18 protein-coding genes are annotated in these 20,582 nt (G+C 61.7%); 4 read left to right on the top strand and 14 right to left on the bottom strand.

The window, feature by feature from the left end:
- Positions 1-31: 31 nt before the first annotated feature.
- Complete coding sequence (grxD, locus tag WEB61_RS14185; protein WP_368064990.1) at positions 32-370, top strand: Grx4 family monothiol glutaredoxin; 339 nt, start codon at positions 32-34, stop codon at positions 368-370.
- 70 nt (positions 371-440) lie between these two features.
- On the opposite strand, the gene rpsD is transcribed toward grxD, so the two are convergent.
- The 3 genes from rpsD to WEB61_RS14170 all read right to left on the bottom strand — a co-directional run bounded on the left by rpsD (position 441) and on the right by WEB61_RS14170 (position 3,593).
- Entirely contained in the window at positions 441-1,061 is a 621-nt protein-coding gene (rpsD, locus tag WEB61_RS14180; protein WP_368064989.1) for a 30S ribosomal protein S4, read from the bottom strand.
- A 208-nt stretch (positions 1,062-1,269) separates the two neighbouring features.
- Positions 1,270-2,751 (bottom strand): alpha-L-fucosidase, encoded by a 1,482-nt coding sequence (locus tag WEB61_RS14175; RefSeq protein ID WP_368064988.1) that lies wholly within the window; start codon positions 2,749-2,751, stop codon positions 1,270-1,272.
- A 53-nt stretch (positions 2,752-2,804) separates the two neighbouring features.
- Positions 2,805-3,593 (bottom strand): RNA methyltransferase, encoded by a 789-nt coding sequence (locus WEB61_RS14170; protein ID WP_368064987.1) that lies wholly within the window; start codon positions 3,591-3,593, stop codon positions 2,805-2,807.
- Positions 3,594-3,747: 154 nt separating this feature from the next.
- Here WEB61_RS14170 and WEB61_RS14165 point away from each other — a divergent pair, with 154 nt between their 5' ends.
- A complete protein-coding gene (locus WEB61_RS14165) occupies positions 3,748-4,977 on the top strand; it encodes an NADP-dependent isocitrate dehydrogenase (RefSeq protein ID WP_368064986.1) in 1,230 nt (409 codons plus the stop codon).
- On the opposite strand, the gene alaS is transcribed toward WEB61_RS14165, so the two are convergent.
- The 10 genes from alaS to WEB61_RS14115 all read right to left on the bottom strand — a co-directional run bounded on the left by alaS (position 4,974) and on the right by WEB61_RS14115 (position 15,688).
- Positions 4,974-7,652 (bottom strand): alanine--tRNA ligase, encoded by a 2,679-nt coding sequence (gene alaS, locus WEB61_RS14160; RefSeq protein WP_368065017.1) that lies wholly within the window; start codon positions 7,650-7,652, stop codon positions 4,974-4,976. The genes WEB61_RS14165 and alaS overlap by 4 nt on opposite strands.
- A 232-nt stretch (positions 7,653-7,884) precedes the next feature.
- Positions 7,885-8,976, bottom strand: coding sequence for a recombinase RecA (recA, locus tag WEB61_RS14155; protein ID WP_368064985.1), 1,092 nt, complete (start codon positions 8,974-8,976; stop codon positions 7,885-7,887).
- A 192-nt stretch (positions 8,977-9,168) separates the two neighbouring features.
- Positions 9,169-9,681 carry an AAA family ATPase gene (locus WEB61_RS14150; protein ID WP_368064984.1) on the bottom strand — a complete coding sequence of 171 codons (513 nt, stop codon included), beginning with the start codon at positions 9,679-9,681 and terminating at the stop codon, positions 9,169-9,171.
- 19 nt (positions 9,682-9,700) lie between these two features.
- A complete protein-coding gene (locus WEB61_RS14145; protein WP_368064983.1) occupies positions 9,701-12,232 on the bottom strand; it encodes a response regulator in 2,532 nt (843 codons plus the stop codon).
- 59 nt (positions 12,233-12,291) lie between these two features.
- Positions 12,292-13,374, bottom strand: coding sequence for a flagellar biosynthesis protein FlhB (gene flhB, locus WEB61_RS14140; protein ID WP_368064982.1), 1,083 nt, complete (start codon positions 13,372-13,374; stop codon positions 12,292-12,294).
- A 13-nt stretch (positions 13,375-13,387) separates the two neighbouring features.
- Entirely contained in the window at positions 13,388-14,149 is a 762-nt protein-coding gene (fliR, locus tag WEB61_RS14135; protein WP_368064981.1) for a flagellar biosynthetic protein FliR, read from the bottom strand.
- A 19-nt stretch (positions 14,150-14,168) separates the two neighbouring features.
- Positions 14,169-14,432, bottom strand: coding sequence for a flagellar biosynthesis protein FliQ (fliQ, locus tag WEB61_RS14130; RefSeq protein WP_368064980.1), 264 nt, complete (start codon positions 14,430-14,432; stop codon positions 14,169-14,171).
- A 41-nt stretch (positions 14,433-14,473) separates the two neighbouring features.
- Positions 14,474-14,794, bottom strand: coding sequence for a flagellar hook-basal body complex protein FliE (gene fliE / locus WEB61_RS14125; protein WP_368064979.1), 321 nt, complete (start codon positions 14,792-14,794; stop codon positions 14,474-14,476).
- A gap of 15 nt (positions 14,795-14,809) precedes the next feature.
- Positions 14,810-15,220: a flagellar basal body rod protein FlgC gene (gene flgC / locus WEB61_RS14120; RefSeq protein WP_368065016.1), complete on the bottom strand. Its 411-nt coding sequence runs from the start codon at positions 15,218-15,220 to the stop codon at positions 14,810-14,812.
- A gap of 39 nt (positions 15,221-15,259) precedes the next feature.
- Positions 15,260-15,688 (bottom strand): flagellar basal body protein, encoded by a 429-nt coding sequence (locus WEB61_RS14115; protein ID WP_368064978.1) that lies wholly within the window; start codon positions 15,686-15,688, stop codon positions 15,260-15,262.
- Between the two features lie 278 nt (positions 15,689-15,966).
- On the opposite strand from WEB61_RS14115, the gene WEB61_RS14110 reads away from it, so the two are divergent.
- Both WEB61_RS14110 and fliP read left to right on the top strand, forming a co-directional pair.
- Positions 15,967-16,338 carry a FliO/MopB family protein gene (locus WEB61_RS14110; RefSeq protein ID WP_368064977.1) on the top strand — a complete coding sequence of 124 codons (372 nt, stop codon included), beginning with the start codon at positions 15,967-15,969 and terminating at the stop codon, positions 16,336-16,338.
- The gene (gene fliP, locus WEB61_RS14105; protein ID WP_368064976.1) at positions 16,335-17,102 is read left to right on the top strand and encodes a flagellar type III secretion system pore protein FliP; all 768 of its coding nucleotides are present in this window, start codon (positions 16,335-16,337) and stop codon (positions 17,100-17,102) included. Before WEB61_RS14110 ends, fliP begins: the two co-directional genes overlap by 4 nt.
- Before the next feature lie 21 nt (positions 17,103-17,123).
- Here fliP and WEB61_RS14100 read toward each other — a convergent pair whose 3' ends face one another.
- On the bottom strand, positions 17,124-20,546 hold the full coding sequence (locus WEB61_RS14100) for a hypothetical protein (RefSeq protein WP_368064975.1): 3,423 nt from the start codon (positions 20,544-20,546) through the stop codon (positions 17,124-17,126).
- Positions 20,547-20,582: the final 36 nt, after the last annotated feature.

Here is a 20,582-nt window from a genome sequence, read left to right as displayed (position 1 = left end):
CGGCGAAACGCGCCGCGAAAGGATCAAGCAGATGAACGACAATCCGGTCTTTGACCGCATCAAATCCGAAGTCGGCAGCAACGATGTGGTGCTGTTCATGAAGGGTACGCCCGTCTTTCCGCAATGCGGCTTCTCGAACGCCGTGGTGCAGGTGCTGACCTATCTCGGTGTTCCCTTCAAGGGCATCGACGTGCTGTCGGACGACGAGATCCGTCAGGGCATCAAGGAATTCTCGGACTGGCCGACCATCCCGCAACTCTATGTGAAGGGCGAATTTGTTGGCGGTTGCGACATCGTCCGCGAAATGTTCGAGCAGGGCGAACTGCGTGAATACCTCGCCGCCAAGGGCGTCGAAACGCAGGCGGCATAAGGCTTCCATCTCCGGACAACAAAAAAGGCCGCTCTTCCGAGCGGCCTTTTCGTTTGCTTGCGCGCAAGAACTAGCTGCGCGAGTAGAATTCGACCACGAGGTTCGGTTCCATACGCGCCGCATAAGGCACATCGGCGAAGGCCGGGATGCGCACGAATTTCGCGGTCATCTTGTCGTGATCGACTTCGAGATAGTCCGGCGTGTCGCGCTCGGCCGACTGCGCGGCTTCGAGCACCAGCGCAAGCTGCCGCGACTTCTCGCGCACCGACACCACATCGCCCTCGCGCACGCGGTAGCTCGGCACGTTGACGCGCTTGCCGTTGACCATCACATGGCCATGGGAAACGAACTGGCGCGAAGCGAACACGGTCGGCACGAACTTGGCGCGATAGACGACGGCGTCGAGACGGCGTTCCAGCAGCCCGATCAGAAGCTCGCCGGTATCGCCACGCAGACGGTCGGCGTCCTTGTAGATGCCGCGGAACTGCTTTTCGGAAATGTTGCCGTAGAAGCCCTTCAGCTTCTGCTTGGCGCGCAGCTGCACGCCGTAGTCCGAGAGCTTGCCCTTGCGGCGCTGGCCGTGCTGACCGGGGCCGTATTCGCGGCGGTTGACCGGGCTCTTCGGACGACCCCAGATGTTTTCGCCCATCCGGCGGTCGATCTTGTATTTGGACTCCTGGCGCTTTGTCATCGCGGTTTCCTTGGGTCAGATATTAAGGAAACGCGCCCTCCTTTGCCCTTTTCGGGCTGACAGGCGGTGGCTACAAGCGTCGCCATCCCCACGGGTGCGTATTCTAATGAAACCGGGCCCCCGCCCAATCCACAAAGAATGCCGGGAGCCCGTTTCGAGGCGGGTTTTAGCGCGCGGGGTCGGGGGTGTCAAACCGGGCTCATGCGCGTCATCCGGCCGCCGGACCATCGCCCGTCGCAACGGCGATCGCAGGCCCGAAATCGCCGGTGAGGGGCCGCCGGAAGCTCAGCACGGCATCCCCGCCCTCCCGGTGCATATCGACCGGGCAGCCATCCGCCAGAAGCCGCGCCGGGCCGTTCAAAGCCAGACCGGGAATGCGCAAGACCTGACCCGCCGGCCGTCCCAGAACGATGATGTTGACGACGCCCGGTCCCCGCGTGAACCGGACCGGCAATCCGTCCGCCGTGACCGCGGAGGCTTCCTCACCGGGCGCGCCGCCGGGCCGCGTGCCGTAGACGGCCGCGCCGTTAAGTCGGAGCCAGTCGCCGAACGCCTTGAGGCGGGCGAGCTGCGGCTCGGGAATCGTTGCGTCGTCGCCGCGCGGGCCGACATTGAGCAACAGGTTGCCACCCTTCGCGACACCGTCGATAAAATCGGCGAGCAGCGTGTCGGCCGCCTGATAGTCCTCTTCCTTGTCGTCTCGGTTGAAGCCGAAGGAATGGCTCATGCCGCGTGTCGCTTCCCACTTCTTGGCTTGCACGGTCGGGAAGCGGCGATATTCGGGCGTGCGGAAGTCGCTGTGCGGGATCTCCTGTGGCAACACGCCCTCGACGGCTTCGGGATGCTTCGCGATGTAGCGCCTGGCGAAGAAGTCGAGCAGGCGCCGCGCCGGCTTCAACCGCAGCAGCTTCGAGGAGAGCTTTGCATGCACCCAGCGGTCGTTGACGACCCCTTCGGGCACGGCGTTGTAGTAGTCGGCAAAGAGCCGCAGCATGTCGTCGAACCCCGTCGGCCAGGAAATATCGTTCCACAACACGCTCGGTTCGTAGCGCTCGATCAGCTCCCGCGCCTGCGCCAGCGCATAGGCCGGATAGTCGCCACCCGGCGTCGAACCGACGAAATCGGCGAAGGTGCGGAGCGGCTCGCGATTGAACGTCCAGTCGACGCCGCCGGAATAATAGACGCCGAAGCGCAAGCCCCGCGCGCGGACGGCGCGGGCGAGTTCGCCCACGATGTCGCGTTCCGTCGTCCAGTTGCGTTCGTGCCGGTTTGCCACGCCGCTCGGCCACAGGCAGAATCCGTCATGATGCTTCGTCACCAGCACGACATATTTCGCGCCCGCATTCGCGAAGGCATCGGCCCAGCTCTCAGGATCCCAGCTTTTCAGCCCTTCAGTGAAGGCTTCCCTGAAATCGCCATAGGACCGCCCACCATAGGTTTCGGCGTGAAAAGCGGCCGATGGCGTTCCCGGCACCTTAATCGCATTCGCATACCACTCGGTATAAGGCGTCATCGCGACGGCGCGGTCATAGTCCTTCTTGAAGGCATCCGAAATGCTGCCCAGGCGCGGCGCGAAGGCCGGAATGGAAAAGAGGCCCCAATGAATGAAGATGCCGAATTTGGCGTCATCGTACCATTGCGGCAGCGGCCGCGAATTCAACGATTTCAGCGTACCCGAATATCGTTCCAATTTTTGCCCTCCCCCCTTGGCCTGGCCCTGATCCGGTCTCGCAGTCCAGCCTGTCAGTCGGGCGGCCCCTCGCCCTTCGGATAGCGCCTCGTGAGCGCGGCGACGACACCCCGGAGCGTCCTCACCTCCTGCTCGGTGAGCCCCGCCCGCTGGAACATGTGGCGCAGGTTCCGGATCATTGAGGGCCGCTTTTCGGGTGGCTTCAGAAAGCCGAAGCGGTCGAGCTCCCCCTCAAGGTGATTGAAGAAGCCGACAAGCTCTCCCTTGTTGGCCGGCCGCGTCTGCTGGTATTCGATCCGCTCCGCCTCCGTCGCGTCCCCCGCCTTGTGCCATTCATAGGACATCAGCAATACGCATTGCGCAAGATTGAGCGAGGCAAAGGCCGGATTGACCGGCACCATCATCAGCGCATCGGCAAGCGCGAGGTCGTCGTTTTCGAGGCCCGTGCGCTCCGGTCCGAACAGGAGACCCGTCCGCCCGCCCTCGCCGATCGCCTCGCGCAGCTTCGCCGCCGCCGTCGCGGGCGTGAAAATCGGCTTCACCATGTCGCGCGCGCGCGCCGTCGTTGCGACGAGATAGTCGAGATCGGCGACCGCTTCGGCGGTTGTGCTGAAGACTTTTGCCCCTTCGACCACAATATCGGCACCCGATGCCGCTGCACAGGCGCGCTCGTTCGGCCAGCCATCGCGCGGCCTGACCAGCCTAAGGTCGGTCAGGCCGAAATTGAGCATGGCGCGCGCCGCCGTGCCGATATTTTCGCCGAGCTGGGGCGCGACCAGAATCACCGCCGGTCCCGGCTCATTCGGGGCCTCGTCTCGCCTGGTCTGGTCGGTTCCGGCCATGGGGATTGAAAGTTTCCGTTAGGGAAGTCGGCGAGCGTCAATAAGCGATTGCCCGCCTTTAATCAATCGGCGCGCAATGTTATAGGGAAGAGGCTCACAAGGCGCGGTTCTCGCGCTTTCCCGCCCCGCCCGTACACGCCTCGAAGGACCCCCCATGCCGAAGATCAAAGTTGCAAACCCCGTGGTCGATCTCGACGGCGATGAGATGACCCGGATCATCTGGCAGATGATCAAGGACAAGCTGATCTTCCCCTATCTCGATCTCGATCTCGACTATTACGATCTCGGCATGGAGCATCGCGATGAGACCGACGACAAGGTAACGGTCGAATCCGCCGAGGCAATCAAGAAGCATGGCGTCGGCGTCAAATGCGCGACCATCACGCCCGACGAGGCCCGCGTTCAGGAATTCAAGCTGAAGAAGATGTGGAAGTCGCCGAACGGCACAATCCGCAACATTCTCGGCGGCACCGTATTTCGCGAACCGATCATCTGCCGCAACATCCCGCGCCTCGTGCCCGGCTGGACCGAGCCGATCGTGATCGGCCGTCACGCCTTCGGCGACCAGTACCGCGCCACCGACATGCTGATCCCCGGCAAGGGCAAGCTGACGATGAAATGGGTGTCCGACGACGGCAAGGAAACGATCGAGGAGGAAGTGTTCAACTTTCCGTCGGGCGGCGTCGCGATGGGTATGTACAATCTCGATGACAGCATTCGCGATTTCGCCCGCGCCTGCCTGAAATTCGGTCTCGATCGCAAATATCCGGTCTATCTCTCGACCAAGAACACCATCCTTAAAACCTATGACGGCCGCTTCAAGAATCTTTTCCAGGAGATTTTCGAAAAGGAATTCAAGGCGGATTTCGACGCCGCGAAAATCACCTATGAACATCGGCTGATCGACGACATGGTCGCCTCGTCGATGAAATGGTCGGGTGGCTATGTCTGGGCCTGCAAGAACTACGATGGCGACGTACAGTCGGATTCGGTCGCGCAGGGCTTCGGCTCGCTGGGTCTGATGACCTCCGTGCTTTTGACGCCGGACGGCAAGATCATGGAAGCGGAAGCCGCCCACGGCACGGTGACGCGCCACTACCGGGCCCATCAGCGCGGCGAGGAAACCTCGACCAATTCGATCGCCTCGATCTTCGCCTGGACGCGCGGCCTCTCGCATCGCGCCAAGCTCGACGGCAACGACGCGCTGGCGAAATTCTCCGCAACTCTCGAAAAAGTCTGCGTATCGACGGTCGAAAGCGGCTACATGACGAAGGATCTGGCGCTGCTGGTCGGCTCCGAACAGTCATGGCTCTCGACTGAGGGCTTCCTCGACAAAGTGTCCGAAAACCTCAGCAAAGCACTGACGAAACAGGGGTTGATCTAGGCGGCGCCGGCAAGTTCGCCGACAGCCGCCCGCACAGCATCAAGCGCGGCTTCGGCCTTGGCGCCGTCCGGGCCACCGGCCTGCGCCATGTCGGGGCGTCCGCCGCCGCCCGCGCCTCCCATCGCCGCGGCAGCTGCCTTGACGAGTTCGACCGCATTAAAGCGCGAGGTGAGGTCTGCGGTGACGCCCGTGGCGACAGCACCCTTGCCATCCTCGCTGACGGTCACGAAGGCGACCACGCCCGAACCGATCTGCTTTTTCGCGTCGTCGACAAGCCCACGCAAATCCTTCGGATTGACGCCGTCCAGTTTGCGCGCCACGAGTTTCACCCCGCCAATTTCCTGCACAGGCGCGTCGAGCGACGGGCCGCCGCTACCGCCGCCCATGGCAAGCTTCTTCTTCACATCGGAAAGCTCGCGCTCGAGCCGCTTGCGCTCCTCCATCAGCGAGACGACGCGTGCCGGCAGATCTTCCGGCGAGATCTTCAATGCGCCGGCAGCTTCCTTCGCGATGCGCTCCTGTTCGATGAGATAGCGGCGCGCGCCCTCACCCGTCAGCGCCTCGATGCGGCGGATGCCCGACGCAACGGCGCCCTCGCTGACGATCTTGAAGATCGCAATGTCGCCGACGCGGCGCACATGCGTGCCGCCGCACAGTTCGACCGAATAGATGCCGTTATCATTGTTCTCGTCGAGACCCATCGCCAGCACGCGAACTTCGGCCCCGTATTTCTCGCCGAACAACGCCAGCGCCCCGGCTTCGATTGCCTGTTCGGGCGTCATCAGCCGTGTCGAAACTTCGGCATTCTGCCGGATGACCCGATTGACGATGGTTTCGACCTCGGCGATTTCGTCCGCCGTCATCGGTTTCGGGTGCGAAAAATCGAAGCGCAGGCGCTCCGGCCCCACCATCGAGCCCTTTTGCGTGACATGCGGCCCGAGCACGCGGCGCAGCGCCTCATGCACGAGATGGGTCGCCGAATGATTGGCGCGCGTCGCGGTTCGAAGCGCGCTATCCACCTTCATCTCGACAATATCGCCGACCTTCAGGGTGCCCCGCGCGAGCGTGCCGATATGCACATGCATGTCGCCGAGCTTTTTCGCCGTGTCCGCGACCGGAAATTCGGCGCCCGCCGGCGTGAAAAGGACACCGCTGTCGCCAACCTGTCCGCCCGACTCGGCATAGAAAGGCGTCTGGTTGGCGATGATTGCTGCCCCGGTTCCCGCCGTGATTTCCTCAACCGGCTGGCCATCGACGATGATCGCCACGATCTTGCCTTCGGCGGTCTCGGTTTCGTAACCGAGAAACTCGGTCGCCCCGTTCTTTTCGCGCAGTTCGAACCAGACGGCTTCCGTTGCTTTCTCGCCGGAACCCGACCAGGCGGCGCGCGCGTCCTGACGCTGCTTCGCCATCGCCGTGTCAAAACCCGTCTGATCGACGCTCATGCCGCGGGAGCGCAGCGCATCCTGCGTCAGATCGAGCGGGAAGCCGTAAGTGTCGTAGAGCTTGAAGGCGACGTCGCCGGGCAACACGCCCTTGCCCTGCTGCTTCTCGATTTCCTCGTCGAGCAGTTTCAGCCCGCGCGTCAACGTTTCGCGGAAGCGCGTTTCCTCAAGCTTCAGCGTCTCGGTGACAAGCGGTTCGGCACGGCGAAGCTCGGGATAGGCATCGCCCATCTGCCTGACCAGCGCCGGCACCAGACGCCACATCAGGGGCTCGGCAACGCCGACAAGCTGCGCATGCCGCATGGCGCGGCGCATGATCCGGCGCAGCACATAGCCACGCCCCTCATTGGACGGCATGACGCCGTCGGCGAGCAGGAACGAGCTCGATCGCAAATGATCCGCGATGACGCGGTGGCTGACCGCATGCGGCCCGTCGGGATCGCTTTTCGACGCTTCCGCCGAGGCGACGATGAGGGCGCGCATCAGGTCGGTCGCATAATTATCATGCGTTCCTTGCAGAACGGCGGCAATCCGCTCGAGCCCCATGCCGGTGTCGATCGAGGGCTTGGGAAGTCCCGTCCGCGAACCATCTTCGTGCTGCTCATATTGCATGAAGACGAGATTCCATATCTCGATAAACCGGTCGCCGTCTTCGTCCGGGCTGCCGGGCGGACCGCCGGGAATTTTGTCTCCGTGATCGTAGAAGATTTCGGAATTGGGGCCGCAGGGACCGGTGTCGCCCATTTGCCAGAAATTCGACTTCGCGCCCAGCCGGACGATCTTGTCGTCGGAAAGCCCCGAGATCTTCTTCCAAAGACCATGCGCTTCGTCGTCATCCTCATAGATCGTGACCATGAGGCGGCTTTCGGGGAGCGCGAATTCCTTCGTGATGAGTTGCCAGGCAAACTCGATCGCCTCGGCCTTGTAGTAATCGCCGAAGGAAAAATTGCCGAGCATCTCGAAGAAGGTGTGATGCCGCACCGTATAGCCGACATTGTCGAGATCGTTGTGCTTGCCGCCGGCCCGCACACATTTCTGGGACGAGGCCGCGCGGACGTAGGGACGCTTTTCTTGGCCCGTGAAGACATTCTTGAACGGCACCATGCCGGCATTGGTGAAGAGCAGCGTCGGATCGTTGTTCGGTACAAGCGGCCCCGAGGCGACGACCTCATGGTCCTCGGCCCGGAAGAACTCCAGGAACTTGCTTCTGATCTCGTTGAGGCCGGCCATGGTTTCGTCTGTCTCGCAATCGGGCTTCGGGGACACGGGAACACCGCACGGCCAGAGCCGCACATCCACCCGCTTGTCCCCCGATTATCCGGAAAAATACAGCGCCCCAGCTTTTACCTGCCGCCCCGCCGACTGTCCAGAAAGGGCCGAAAACGGCTCGCGGACATGAAAACGGCGCCGGAGGGTACCCGGCGCCGCTTCGGCTCTCATCAGGAAACTTGAAATACGTGGTTCAGGCGCTGGCTTCGAGATCGCCGTCGTCATCCTCGGCTTCGGGACCCGCTTCCATGATCTGCGCGGCGATCAGGCCGGCATTCTGGCGGATGGAGGCCTCGATCTCGGCGGCCATGTCGGGATTTTCCTTGAGAAACTGCTTGGCGTTCTCGCGGCCCTGCCCGATGCGCTGGCTGTTATAGGAGAACCACGAGCCGGATTTCTCGACGATGCCGGCCTTGGCGCCAAGATCGACCAGCTCGCCCATCTTCGAGATGCCTTCGCCATACATGATGTCGAATTCAACCTGCTTGAAGGGCGGCGCGACCTTGTTCTTGACGACCTTGACGCGGGTCTGGTTGCCGACCACCTCGTCGCGATCCTTGATCGCACCGATGCGGCGGATATCGAGCCGGACGGACGCGTAGAATTTGAGGGCATTGCCGCCGGTGGTGGTCTCGGGGCTGCCGAACATCACGCCGATCTTCATGCGGATCTGGTTGATGAAGATGACCATTGTGTTCGACTTGGAGATCGACGCCGTGAGCTTCCTGAGCGCCTGGCTCATCAGCCGCGCCTGAAGGCCCGGCAATGAGTCGCCCATTTCACCCTCGAGTTCGGCCTTGGGCGTCAGCGCCGCCACCGAGTCGATCACCAGCACATCGACCGCGCTGGAACGAACCAGCGTATCGGCGATTTCAAGCGCCTGCTCGCCGGTATCGGGCTGAGAAATCAGAAGCTCGTCGAGCTGCACACCGAGTTTGCGGGCATAAATGGGGTCAAGCGCATGTTCCGCGTCGACAAAGGCGCAGACACCGCCCTTCTTCTGCGCTTCGGCGATGGTCTGCAGCGCCAGCGTGGTCTTGCCCGAAGATTCGGGACCATAGATTTCGATGACCCGGCCGCGCGGCAAGCCGCCGATCCCGAGCGCGATGTCGAGGCCAAGCGAGCCCGTCGAAATCGACTCGATCTCGACCACCTGCTCGTTCTTGCCGAGCCGCATGATGGAGCCCTTGCCGAACGACCGCTCGATCTGGCTCAACGCGGCGTCCAGCGCCTTCTTCTTGTCGCTATCGTCTTTTCCCACGAGGCTCACAACATTCTTCGACATGACCGGTTTCCCCTTATTCCATTGCGCGTCGAGTCGTGCAATGCGGTTAATGTACCGGTTTTGTTCTATATGGCAATGGAATTTTTAAGTATCTGTTTTTATTATATAATTTAATATGAGTTCACAAAAAGTTCCGGAAATTTAGCGACGCATATGCTTTTCGGTCGAGCCCGACGATCAGGCAACCCGGATTCACGCGTTACCCGGCGGCGGCAAGTGGCCGAACAGCTCTGCAAGCGTTTCGGCAGGCGGTTTGCCGGCCGTGTCGATCACGATGCGCTTGTCGTCCCAGGGCATGTAGTCGCGACCCTGAACTTCCGCCCATGTCGGCTGTTTCAAACCGGCGATATCGGACACGCGCGTCTCAACACGCCTGCGGTGCTCAGCCGGATCGGAACAGATCACTTCCACCTCTACGGCTTCACATCCCGCACTTTCCGCAACCTTTCGCCAGGCCGACCGCGTAAAGCTTATCGGGTTCACGGAATCCGCGATCACCACGCGTCCGATCTGCAGATTGTCGGCGGCAAGCGCGAAGCCTGCCGCATATCCGGCGTCCTCGACCGGATCAATCTGCAAGCTCGAATTTTTCAACGCCTGCTCGATCGTGTCGATGCGCAGATAAGTCGCATCGAGACGCCGTGCGACTTCGCGGGCGAGCGTCGTTTTTCCAGTGCCGGGAAGTCCCGAAAAAATGATGAGCACACCATCTCCCGAAGCGGGTTTATTTCGCCTTCATCACTTCCTTGACCGCCGCCGCAAGCTGCTTCAGCGAGAAGGGCTTGGGCAGGAAGTGGAATTCCTGCTCGGGATCGAGGCTCTTGGCGAAAGCATCCTCCGCATAGCCTGAGACGAAGATAATCGGCGTGTCCGGAAGCTTGTGCTTCAACTCCTTGGCCATGGTCGGTCCGTCCATATTGGGCATCACGACATCGGACACCACGAGATCGATCCTCCCCTCATGGGCGTCAACAATCGCGAGCGCCGCTTCGCCGCTCTCGGCCTGCAATACCTCATAGCCGCGCGTCGCCAGCGCCCGGGCGGCAAAGGTGCGCACGGCGTCCTCGTCTTCGACCAGCAGGATCGTTCCCTTGCCGGTCAGGTCCGATGGCTCCGGCGGCGCGGCAGCGAGCGAAATCTCCTCCGCCCGACGGTCGGCGGCCGTCTCAATGTAACGCGGCAGGTAGATGCGGAAGGTCGTGCCCTTGCCGACCGTCGAATAGGGAAAGATGAAACCCCCCGTCTGCTTGACGATGCCGTAAACGGTCGAAAGGCCGAGCCCGGTCCCCTTGGAGGGGTCCTTGGTCGTGTAGAAGGGTTCGAAGATCTTGCCGAGATTTTCCTTCGGAATGCCGTGGCCCGTATCCGCGACTTCAATCAGCAGATATTCACCATGCGGCATCAGCGCGTGATCGAGCGCGCGGCTGTCGGCCTCCGACACATTGGCGGTGCGGATGGTGAGACGGCCGCCCTCATCCGGCATCGCGTCCCGCGCATTGACGGCGAGATTGATGACCACTTGTTCGAGCTGGTTCTGGTCGACCTTGACAAGGCCGAGATCGCGGCCATGTACGATCTTGAGTTCGACTTTCTCGGTAAGCAGCCGCGCCAGAAGATTCTGCAATTCGGCCAGCGCATCGGTGAGCGAAAGCACCTTGGGACGGAGCGTCTGTCGCCGCGAAAAAGCCAAAAGCTGACGCGTCAGATTGGCGGCGCGATTGGCGTTCTGCTTGATCTGCACCACGTCTGCGAAAGAAGGATCGCCCGCCTGGTGCCGCGCCAGCAACAGATCGCAAAAGCCGATAATCGCCGTCAGCAAGTTGTTGAAATCATGTGCGACACCACCCGCGAGCTGCCCGACAGCCTGCATTTTTTGCGACTGTGCGAATTGCATTTCGAGCGATTTTTGTTCGGTTGCGTCGATCAGGTAGACGACCAGCGACGCACCCTCGCCGGCATCGACACGTGCGGCATAGAGCTGACCGACGCGCTCCGCGTTACGGACAAGATGAACATCGACAGCGGCGCCCGGCTGGCCCGTGCGGGAAAGAGTCAGCAACTCCTCCACGGCAGGACGATCGTCTTCGGCCATGAGATCGGCAAGCCGCGTGCCGCGTTCCACGCCTGCCCCGACATAACCGACGAAGGCGCTGTTGGCATTGTCGATCCGACCACTCTGGTCGACGGTCGCAATGCCGATCGGCGCATTGTTGAAGAAGCGCGCAAAGCGCATCTCGGCATCCCGCGCCGTTACCTCGGCTTTGTCCCCTGTCGTCCGATTGAGCACCAGCGCGAGGACCGGCCCCGAGCGGCCGCCGACGTCCTCGAGCCGGCTCCGTATGATACGAACCGGCACCGCGCGCCCCTCGGGTCCTTTCAGATCGAGGTCGAGCGGCGACATCTCGCCATTGGTCTCACCATCGCTATCCGTCAGTGCAGGCGCCTCGCCCAACGCCAGATCTGCAAGCGTAAACCGGCGCTCTGTCACGCGTGCAGGTTCGATGCCCAGCCATTTGCCTAGTGTCGGGTTGAGATAGACGATGCGGCCGCTGCGGACATCGGCCGCGAAAAACCCGACCGGAGCGTTTTCGACATAGGATAGCGACCGCTTGTGCGTACTTTCCGCCGTTTCGGCACGGTCACGTTCGACCGTCAGGTCGCGAAACAGCCACACGGCACCGCCGTCCGCGCCGCTCAACGGGCGTACCACCACCTTGTAAAGACGATCGATTCCCCCTGGCGTCGCGATGCGGACGTCTTCATCGGCGGCAAACCCGGTTCGTGCGGCCTGAGCCAGCCTGAACGCTATCTCCGCCATGTCGCCCTGACCCGCCAGAAGCCGTTCCAATGGTACCGGCCGGTCGAGATCGAACCCGCCAGCCACCATCCGATAGGCTTCGTTGGCAAACAGCACCGTGCCGCGCCGATCGGTCGCATAACAGGGATCGGGGAGTGCGTTCAGCGCTTCGACGGCGGCGAGCGGCGAGCGGCTCAGTGCCTGCGCGCTGCTACCGGAAAAACTGTAGAGAACGGCTGCAGCAATCACGAGCAGACCGAGTGCGGTCATTGCCCCGGTCATGCCGAAGGCATGAACGCCGACCGCATCCAGGAGCGCAGTAACGACACCGACCCCCACGCTGCCAACCACAATCCAGCGCCGAGCCGGCATCGATCGGATGGCGTCACGCGCTTCCGCAGACCCGTCATTGGGCGCATTGTTTACTGCATCGACGTAATCGGCTGGCGTCTCGGCCATTTCCAATTCCCGCTCCATTCTGTCGATGTGTCTGCCGCATGACTGCCCGCCGGCTCGAATCACTTCCGACCGCGCGCACCCTTCATCTTAGCCTTAAGCCGCATCACATAGCCAATCACCTCGGCAACGGCCTTGTAGTGCTCCGGTTTGACTTCCTGATCGATCTCAACGGTCGCATGCAACGCACGCGCGAGCGGCGGATTCTCGATAACCGGCACATCATGTTCCATAGCAACCTCACGGATACGGAAGGCAACCGCGTCGACGCCCTTGGCAACGCAAACCGGCGCGCCCATGCCCTGCTCGTATTTGAGCGCCACGGCATAGTGGGTCGGGTTGGTGATGATGACGGTGGCTGTGGGCACCGCGGACATCATGCGCTTGCGGCCGCGCTCGACGCGTATCTGGCGCAGCTTCGCCTTGACGGTCGGATCACCCTCCATCTGCTTGTACTCATCCTTGATTTCCTGGATGGTCATGCGCTGCTTTTTCATCCATTGCATCCGCTCGAAGAGATAATCGAGCGCCGCCACAACGGTCAGAACGGCAATCACGCCGGCAAACATTTTCAGTGCCAGCTCGCGGACCAGCGGCAAGAGCTGGGCAATCTCCCAGGTCATCATCAGCGCGAGCCGGTCGCGCTCCGGCCACACGATCATCGTGGCGACGGCACCGACAACGCTGAGCTTGACGATGCCCTTGGCGAGGTTCATCAGGCTCTTCGGCCCGAAAAGGCGCTTCAGCCCTTCCTTGGGTGAAATTTTCGACAGCTTGGGCTTCATACGATCGGCGGTAAATACCGGCGCATGCTGGATGATGTTGCCGAGCAGCGCAGCCAGCATGAGGATCGACAGCGGTGCCAGCAGAATGCCGAATGCCGTGGTGCCGACGTCAAGCCATATCTTGCGCAGATGATCCGGATCCATCGGAATGGCGTCGGGCTGCGAAATGAATATCTTGAGCGTGCCCGACAGCGACGTCGCCGTCGACGTCCCCATCATCGCGATCGCGATGGCAGCGCCCAGCATGACGAACCAGGTGCTGATTTCCTGGCTCTTGACGACATCGCCCTTCTTCTGGGCTTCTTCCAGTTTTCGGTGGGTTGGTTCTTCTGTTTTTTCTGAATCGTCATGTTCGGACATGTGCGCTCTCCGCCTAGCCGACGAACATGGAGATGGTTTGTTCGAACTCCTGCAGGAACCACGTCATCATGGCCCCCAGCAGCAGCATCAGCAAAACCAGCCCGAGCCCGATATTGGCGGGCATCGCGATGAAGAAAATCTGTATCTGTGGCATCAGCCGCGCCAGGATGCCGATCCCGAGATAGAAGATCAGGCCAAATACGAGAAAGGGCGCGGCAAGCTGCAGCCCCAGACGGAACGCACCGGCCATGATCTTGATGATGGTCTGCGTGAAATCGCCGACAGGCAGGGGCGCACCTGGACGAAAAATTTCGTAGCTGTCGCGCATCGCCGCGATCAGCAGATGATCGAGACCGGTGGCGAAAATGAGGGTCACCGCAAGGAGTGACAGAAAATTGGCGATCATCACGCCCTGCATGCCCTGCGTCGGGTCGACATTCTGTGCAAAGGCAAGGCTCATCTGCAACGCGATGATATTGCCTGCCACATGCAGCGCGCTCATGACGAGACGGGCGGCGCTGCCGATGAACAGACCGACGACGATTTCATGAACCACCATGAAGGCAAGCCCGGGGATCGTCTCCGGCAAACTGCCATAGGTGCTTGCCACGAGCGGCATCATGATGAATGACAGCAGCAGCGCCATGATCAGACGCGCCTGGGCTGGAATACTCGCCTCGCCAAGCGCCGGCATCAGCATCAGCATCGCCGCCACACGCGAAAATACGAGCAGGAAGACGAAGGCTGTTTGCGGCAGAAAATCTATGGTGATCATGATGATGCCCCCGGCACGGTCAGCCGGAGACGATCTTTTGCGCGATCAGGCTCATGAAACCGCCAATCGACGACCCCATGAACGGCAGCGCCACCAGAAGCGTGACGAAAATGGCGAGAATCTTGGGCACGAAAACCAGCGTCATTTCCTGCACCTGCGTCAGCGCCTGCAGCAACGCGATCGCAAGACCGACCGCAAGGGCAACGAACATCATCGGCGCCGCCAGCGTCAGCAGCACGTAGATAGCCTGCCGCGCGAGATCGAGAATTTCCGGTCCGCTCATTGTTGGATTGCGCCCCTGCCCGCCCAAACCGTCGCCGATCGTCAGATCGGCATACGCATGATTTCCTGATAGGCCGTGATCACCTTGTCGCGAACGGTAACAACCGTCTGCAGCGTGGCTTCGGCTTCCGCGACAGCGGTCACGACATCGACGATGTTGCCTTCGCGGCCGGCCGTTACGGCGGCGATTTTCTGTTCACCGGATTTCGCTGTATCGACCGCCTCGTCAAGCGCCTGCTTCAGGATGTCGCCGAAACCGCCGCCATTGTCCTTGATACCGCCGGCCGGCGGTGTCGCCGCGCCGGCGCCAATGCCGGCTGCGCGGGCATAGGCGTCGAGGGCGAAAGATGCCGGTATGCTCATGGCCCGATAGCTCCCTTATTTCCGCAGAATTTCGATGGTCTGCGAGATCATGCGCCGCGACGCCTGGATGAGGTTGAGATTGGCCTCGTAGCTGCGTTGCGCTTCGCGCATGTCCATCGCTTCGACCATGCCGTTGACGTTCGGCATCTTGACGTAACCATTTTCGTCAGCACCGGGATGGCCGGGCATGTATTTGAGCTTGAATTCCGACTTGTCGAATACCGGCCGTCCGAGCGACACGACATGCGTACCGATTTCGCGGTCGAGCTTTTGCTGAAAGGTCGGAACCTGCCGCTGATAGGGATCGCCGCCGGGCACCCGGGATGCCGAATCCGCGTTGGCGATGTTCTCCGCGATGATGCGCATGCGCCCGCTCTGAGCCTTCAGGCCCGAAGCCGCAACCATCATCGATTTGATAAGGTCCATGGCGCTCATGTCGATCGTCTCCCTTCAGGCCCAAAACGCTCAGGAGCGTCCGAGGGCAATCCTTATGAGACCGAGGCTCTTGGAATAGAGCCCGGTCACCGCCTGATAATCCATCTGCGTCTCGGCAACCTTGATCATCTGCTCTTCGAGTACGACCGAATTGCCGCTGGGCGTGGTTTCGAAATCGGGCTTCTTGACGATCTGCCCGCCCGTCGCTTGCCCTGGCCGAAGACCGACGCCCGGACCCATGGCCGGGCTGCCGATATGCGCGGCCTGCGTCGCAACCGGCGCGAGCACCGGCCCGCTCCGCTTCACCATCGCGCCGAAGTCGAGCGCCTTGAGATCGCGCGCCGCGTAGCCGGGCGTGTCCGCATTGGAGACGTTCTGCGCCAGCACCTGCTGACGCTGGGTCAGCCATTGCATGCGCTGCTTCATCATCTCGATGATCGGAAGGGTGCCGATTGTCATAGCCGCGTGCCTATCGTCCGGTTTGTCGAACGCCCTGTTCTGGACGCAATCGGTATACCGGTTCCGTAGCCACGCATTCCTTGGCGGCAAATCCGAGTTTTGCCCTCGAGAGTTAAGATCATGCTAACGCGGCAAAATTGTCCTGGTGCGTTCAGAAAGAGGTAACCAGAAAGCGCCTTGAAAACCCTCGCCCTTAACCCGGCATTAAGCCTGAGGCGGCAAATTCTTCCCATGACAGGGACGGCCAAGCGGCCGCCCTCAGGTGGGGTTTGCGGGCAATGGAAATTTCCGAGATTTTGCGGTTTGTCGCCGCGCTGGTCTTCATCATCGGCCTGATCGGTCTATGCGCCTTCGTCGCGCGCCGCATGGGCTTCGCCGCGGGCGGCGTCGCAACGCCGGGCGGCCAGCGCCGCCTTGCTGTTGTCGAGGTGAAACCGGTCGACGCAAAGCATCGCCTGATGCTGATCCGCCGCGACGGCAAGGAACATCTGATCCTGCTCGGCGGCGAACAACCGCTCCTGATCGAGAGCGGCATCGACGCGCCGGCGCCCGTCGCACTCGTCGACACGGCATCGGGCACGGTGCAGACATCCACGCCCGCTCTTCAGTTCCAGCGCATCGTCGATTTCATCAAGGAGCGTCGCGCGTGATCCGTTTTCCCGATCTATCGACACGCGGCAAGCGCCTGCTGACCGGTCTCGCCGTCGCGCTCCTGTCCTTTGGTCTGGCTGACCCGGCTTTCGCCGCCAACCAGATCAGTCTTGATCTTTCCGATGGCCTCGGTCTGACCGACCATGTCGTACAGATCGTCGCGCTGGTGACGATTCTGAGCCTCGCGCCGTCGATCCTGATCATGGTCACCTCCTTCGTGCGCATCATCGTGGTGCTGTCTCTGCTCAGAACCGCAATGGGCATGCAGCAATCGCCGCCGAACGCCGTCTTGGTCAGCCTCGCGCTCTTCCTGACGGCTTTCGTGATGACGCCGACCTTTACCAAGGCCTACGACGCCGGCATCCTGCCCCTGATGAACCAGGAAATGGAAATGGGCGAGGCGTTCGAGAAATCGAGCGAACCGTTCAAGACGTTTATGCTCTCGCAAGTACGCAAGCAGGATCTGAAGCTGTTTATCGATCTGTCGGATACCGCCGAACCGGAACAGGCGACCGACATCGGCCTTCAGGTACTGGTGCCGGCTTTCATGATCAGCGAATTGCGCCGCGCCTTCGAGATCGGCTTTCTGGTCTTCCTGCCCTTCATCATTATCGACATGGTGGTCGCATCGGTCCTGATGTCGATGGGCATGATGATGCTGCCGCCGATCATTATCTCGCTGCCGTTCAAACTGATTTTCTTCGTGCTGGTCGACGGATGGTCGCTGATCGCGGGCAGCCTCGTGCAAAGCTTCGGCATCTGAAGCACGCAACCGCATAGATCATTAGTTGATCGCCGGCGACGCCTCGTCTTTCAGCGACGTGACAAACCGTTCCATCGTATCGATGGAAGCGATACGGCTGGCAAGCTCGCGGAAGGCGACACCTTGCTTGACGATCGGATCGGAAATGATGGCGAAGGCGCCGGCGTCGGGGCTGCGGTTCATCGCACCACCGAATTTGGTCCGCATGCGCGACAGTCCTTCCTCGTCCTCCGCCAGCGAATAGGCAACGGCGGCGCGCATGACATGCAGGCGTATATCCTCGGAAAGCGGTTGGTCTGTCTTCCAGCTGTCGCCGAGCAGGACCTCGAAGGCGCCGCCCGCTTCTTCCCAGCGGCCCGCGCGCCACAGCACATCGGCGCGCAATGAAACGGACAGCTCGTCCGTTCGCTCTTCGAGAAGATCGAGCGCGTGATCGTATTGCTTGACTTCGGCGAGTGCCCGCGCCTCGATCAGCAGCCGGCGCTCGGCCAGTGCGTTGGGCAGCAGGTTCTGCCTGGTCGCCCGCAGCGCCGCAAGCGCGTTTTCCGGCTTCTCGTCGAGCAACAGAATGGCGGCCAGTCGCGCCGCGACCTGCGCCTTGGCGACACCGCCATGCAATCTGTTGGCAACCTGATAATCGAGAAGATGCGCCGCCTGGGGCAGAAGATCGGCCTCCACGAGGCGCTCGGCAAGGTGCCGGATCATCTCATCGCCCCTCTGGCCGATCGGTGTCAGATCCCTGAAACTCTCGAAGAACGCCAGCGCCTGCAGCGGCGACAGGCCCGCAGCTTCCTCGCCGAGGAAAAAATCGGCGAACAGATCGGACATCTGCATGTTCATTCGATGAGCATGATCGCTGTCTGGATAGTTCGAGGTCGCAATACGCATGATCTTCAGCGCTTCGACAATTTCTCCAGCCTCAAGATGAAGCATTGCAAGGTGACTCAACACCTCAAGCTCCAGCGCGTCGCCGCGCCAGGCATAGCGCAGGCTTTCGAGCGCCTGCGCCAGCTCTTCGTTGTCGATCTTGCCGGTTTTGTTGAGCAGCATCGCCTTGCCGAAACGCGCTCGCGCGGCAATGGGCGGATATCCGTTCTCGATCGCGCGATCGTATCGAATAAGTGCCTCGTCGGCGCGGCCGATACGGTCGGCGATCAAGGCATCGAGAAGAAGCTTCTCGCCACGCGATCTGCGGTGCGGCGGATCTTCGGGAAAGCTTGCCGCATGACGTTTCGCATCTTCGATATCGTCGTTTGCCAATGCGGCCTCGGCCGCGCGGGCCCGGAACGTCGTCCGCCAATCGTCGTCAAACGAGTCCATAACGGCGCCGGCCAGCACAAACTGGTCGCGCGCCGCGTCCCAATGTCCGAGTTGTGCCCGCGCCAGACCGCGCCAGACCGCGGCGCGTGGATTGTTGTCCAATCCGTTGCCGCTGAGACTGCTGATCGCGTCGACATAACGGCCGCTCATGGTTTCGGATACGCCTTTGATGCTGCGAAAGGAGGCCTCCTTGGCAAGGGCCGCATCGTCGTTCGCAGCGGCGTTCAACGCGGTCAGCGCTTCATGCGCCAGTCCATAACCCAGCAGAAATTTCGCATAGTCGAAGCGCACGGCGCCCCGTTCCTGAGTTGTCGTCGTGGCCAGGCGATCCAGATAGTATTGGCGCCGCTCAATGAAGTTCTTGCCGGGCGCCTGGCGCCAGCCGGCAAAATCCATTACCGCCGGAAGTGCTGTGGTGCTGGCGAGAATGCCGCCGCCGGACACGGCACCGCCTGCGTCGCCCGAAAGCATCAATCCGCCCATGCGTGACACCACCACATTGTCGGGCGCTGCGGCGACATTGAGATCGTCGGCGATCGGCACGACGGCAATACCCTGCGAGGTTTGAAGCGCCTGAAACTCGACAAAGCTTTGAGCGGCCTGCATGGACTGTGACGGTCCGCGCGCTGTCGCAACAATCAGCATATCACCGACAAGTCGATCCTCGAACTTGAGCACGTTACGCGTGCCATTGAGATTGAACATCACGCTGCCGCGTCCGTCGTCCCGCCAGTTGCGTGAAATGGTAATGGGACGGCCGGTCGTCTGAAGCGCTTCACCCGCGGAGATGCGCCAGTCGGCACCCTCTTCGACAACGCTGACAAGCACACGCTCAAGCAACGGCAAGACCAGCGCAACGCCTCCGTCGAACCCAACCACTTCCGGCGTTCCGAACGGGGTCGGCGACCCGGCGTCGGGCTCGCCCGCGAAGTTGGCCACATCGATCGGCAACGGCGCGTCGAAGACCATCCACAGGCGATTCGCGCGCTCGAACACAGCAGCGCCAACGGGCTCAGGCCATGAAACGACAATGTCCGCACTGCCGCGCCCGGCCCGGACACTGGCAACTGCCTTGCCGACGGGCCGTGCGCCAAGCGGCATCGGTCCGACGGCGGCGTCGGATGAGGCATTCACCTCTGAAGGGTCGAGGGCATCGTCGGCAGGGGCATCGTTGGTATACGTGTCGCGATCTGCGTCGAGCGCGGCCGTTTCGGCAGGTACAGCTTCTTCCACCGCCGGTTCGGTGCGCGCGGCCTCCGGGCGAATATCCTTCGGCCCCGCCGCGACCTCCTCGGAAACGTCGCCCCGTGCATTCCCTGGCTTGAGGTCGAGAACCACCGCCATGTCCTCGCGGAAATCGTTGATGCGGATACCGGGTTTGAGCGTCAACACCACAGCGAGCCGTCCGTCATGTGCGATGGCAGTCGCATGGCTGAGATAGGGCGGTGGATCGACGCGCAGCGATGCCAGGTCGATCTGGGCCGTCCGGTCGAAGGTGATGGTGGCAAGCCCCTGCCGTTGCACGAGTGAGTACAGCACCGGCTGATTCCAGTCGAAAACGAGGCGCGTAATCCCCTCATGGCGGACGACGCGTACGGCCAGATCGGGCAGCGGCACCTCCGGATCGACGATGCCCTGCGCCTTGGCGATGGAGACGGCTTCCTCGGCTTTCCTTTTTGCATCGGCGGCGGCGGCGATACGCGCCAAAACCTCCTCCGGCAGCGGCGGCGCGGCGCCGGCCCATTGCGGTGGCATCAGATCGACGTAAAGCGCATTTTCAGCCTGCTTTGTGTCGACCCGAAAATCGGTCTTGAGCGCGAAACGCAAAGCCTTGCCATCGGCGTCCTGACGGGCGGTCGCGATATAGCGCGGCAATTGGCGCGCGAACTCGTCGAGATTGACGGTAACGGCCTTGTCGAAGGCGAGTACGAGAACGCCGGCATTCGCCTCGACCCGGTGCTTGGGAACCGCGCCCGCAAATGTAAACACCATACGCGCGTAGCCGTCCTTCTCCGTCAGATCGAGACGCTCCGGCGCCGCCTGCGCCCAAGCCGGCGCGAGCAGAAAAATCAGGGCAAACGCTATCGCGCTCGCGAGATTGCGATGCCTTGTGCCGCCCGTCATATGTTGATGGATTTCGCTCACACCCGGCGCGCGCCC

It is taken from the genome of Parvibaculum sp. (assembly GCF_040882025.1).
Lineage (GTDB): Bacteria > Pseudomonadota > Alphaproteobacteria > Parvibaculales > Parvibaculaceae > Parvibaculum.
Note: the sequence above shows the minus strand (reverse complement) of the source record. Positions and strands in the feature narration are given on the sequence as shown.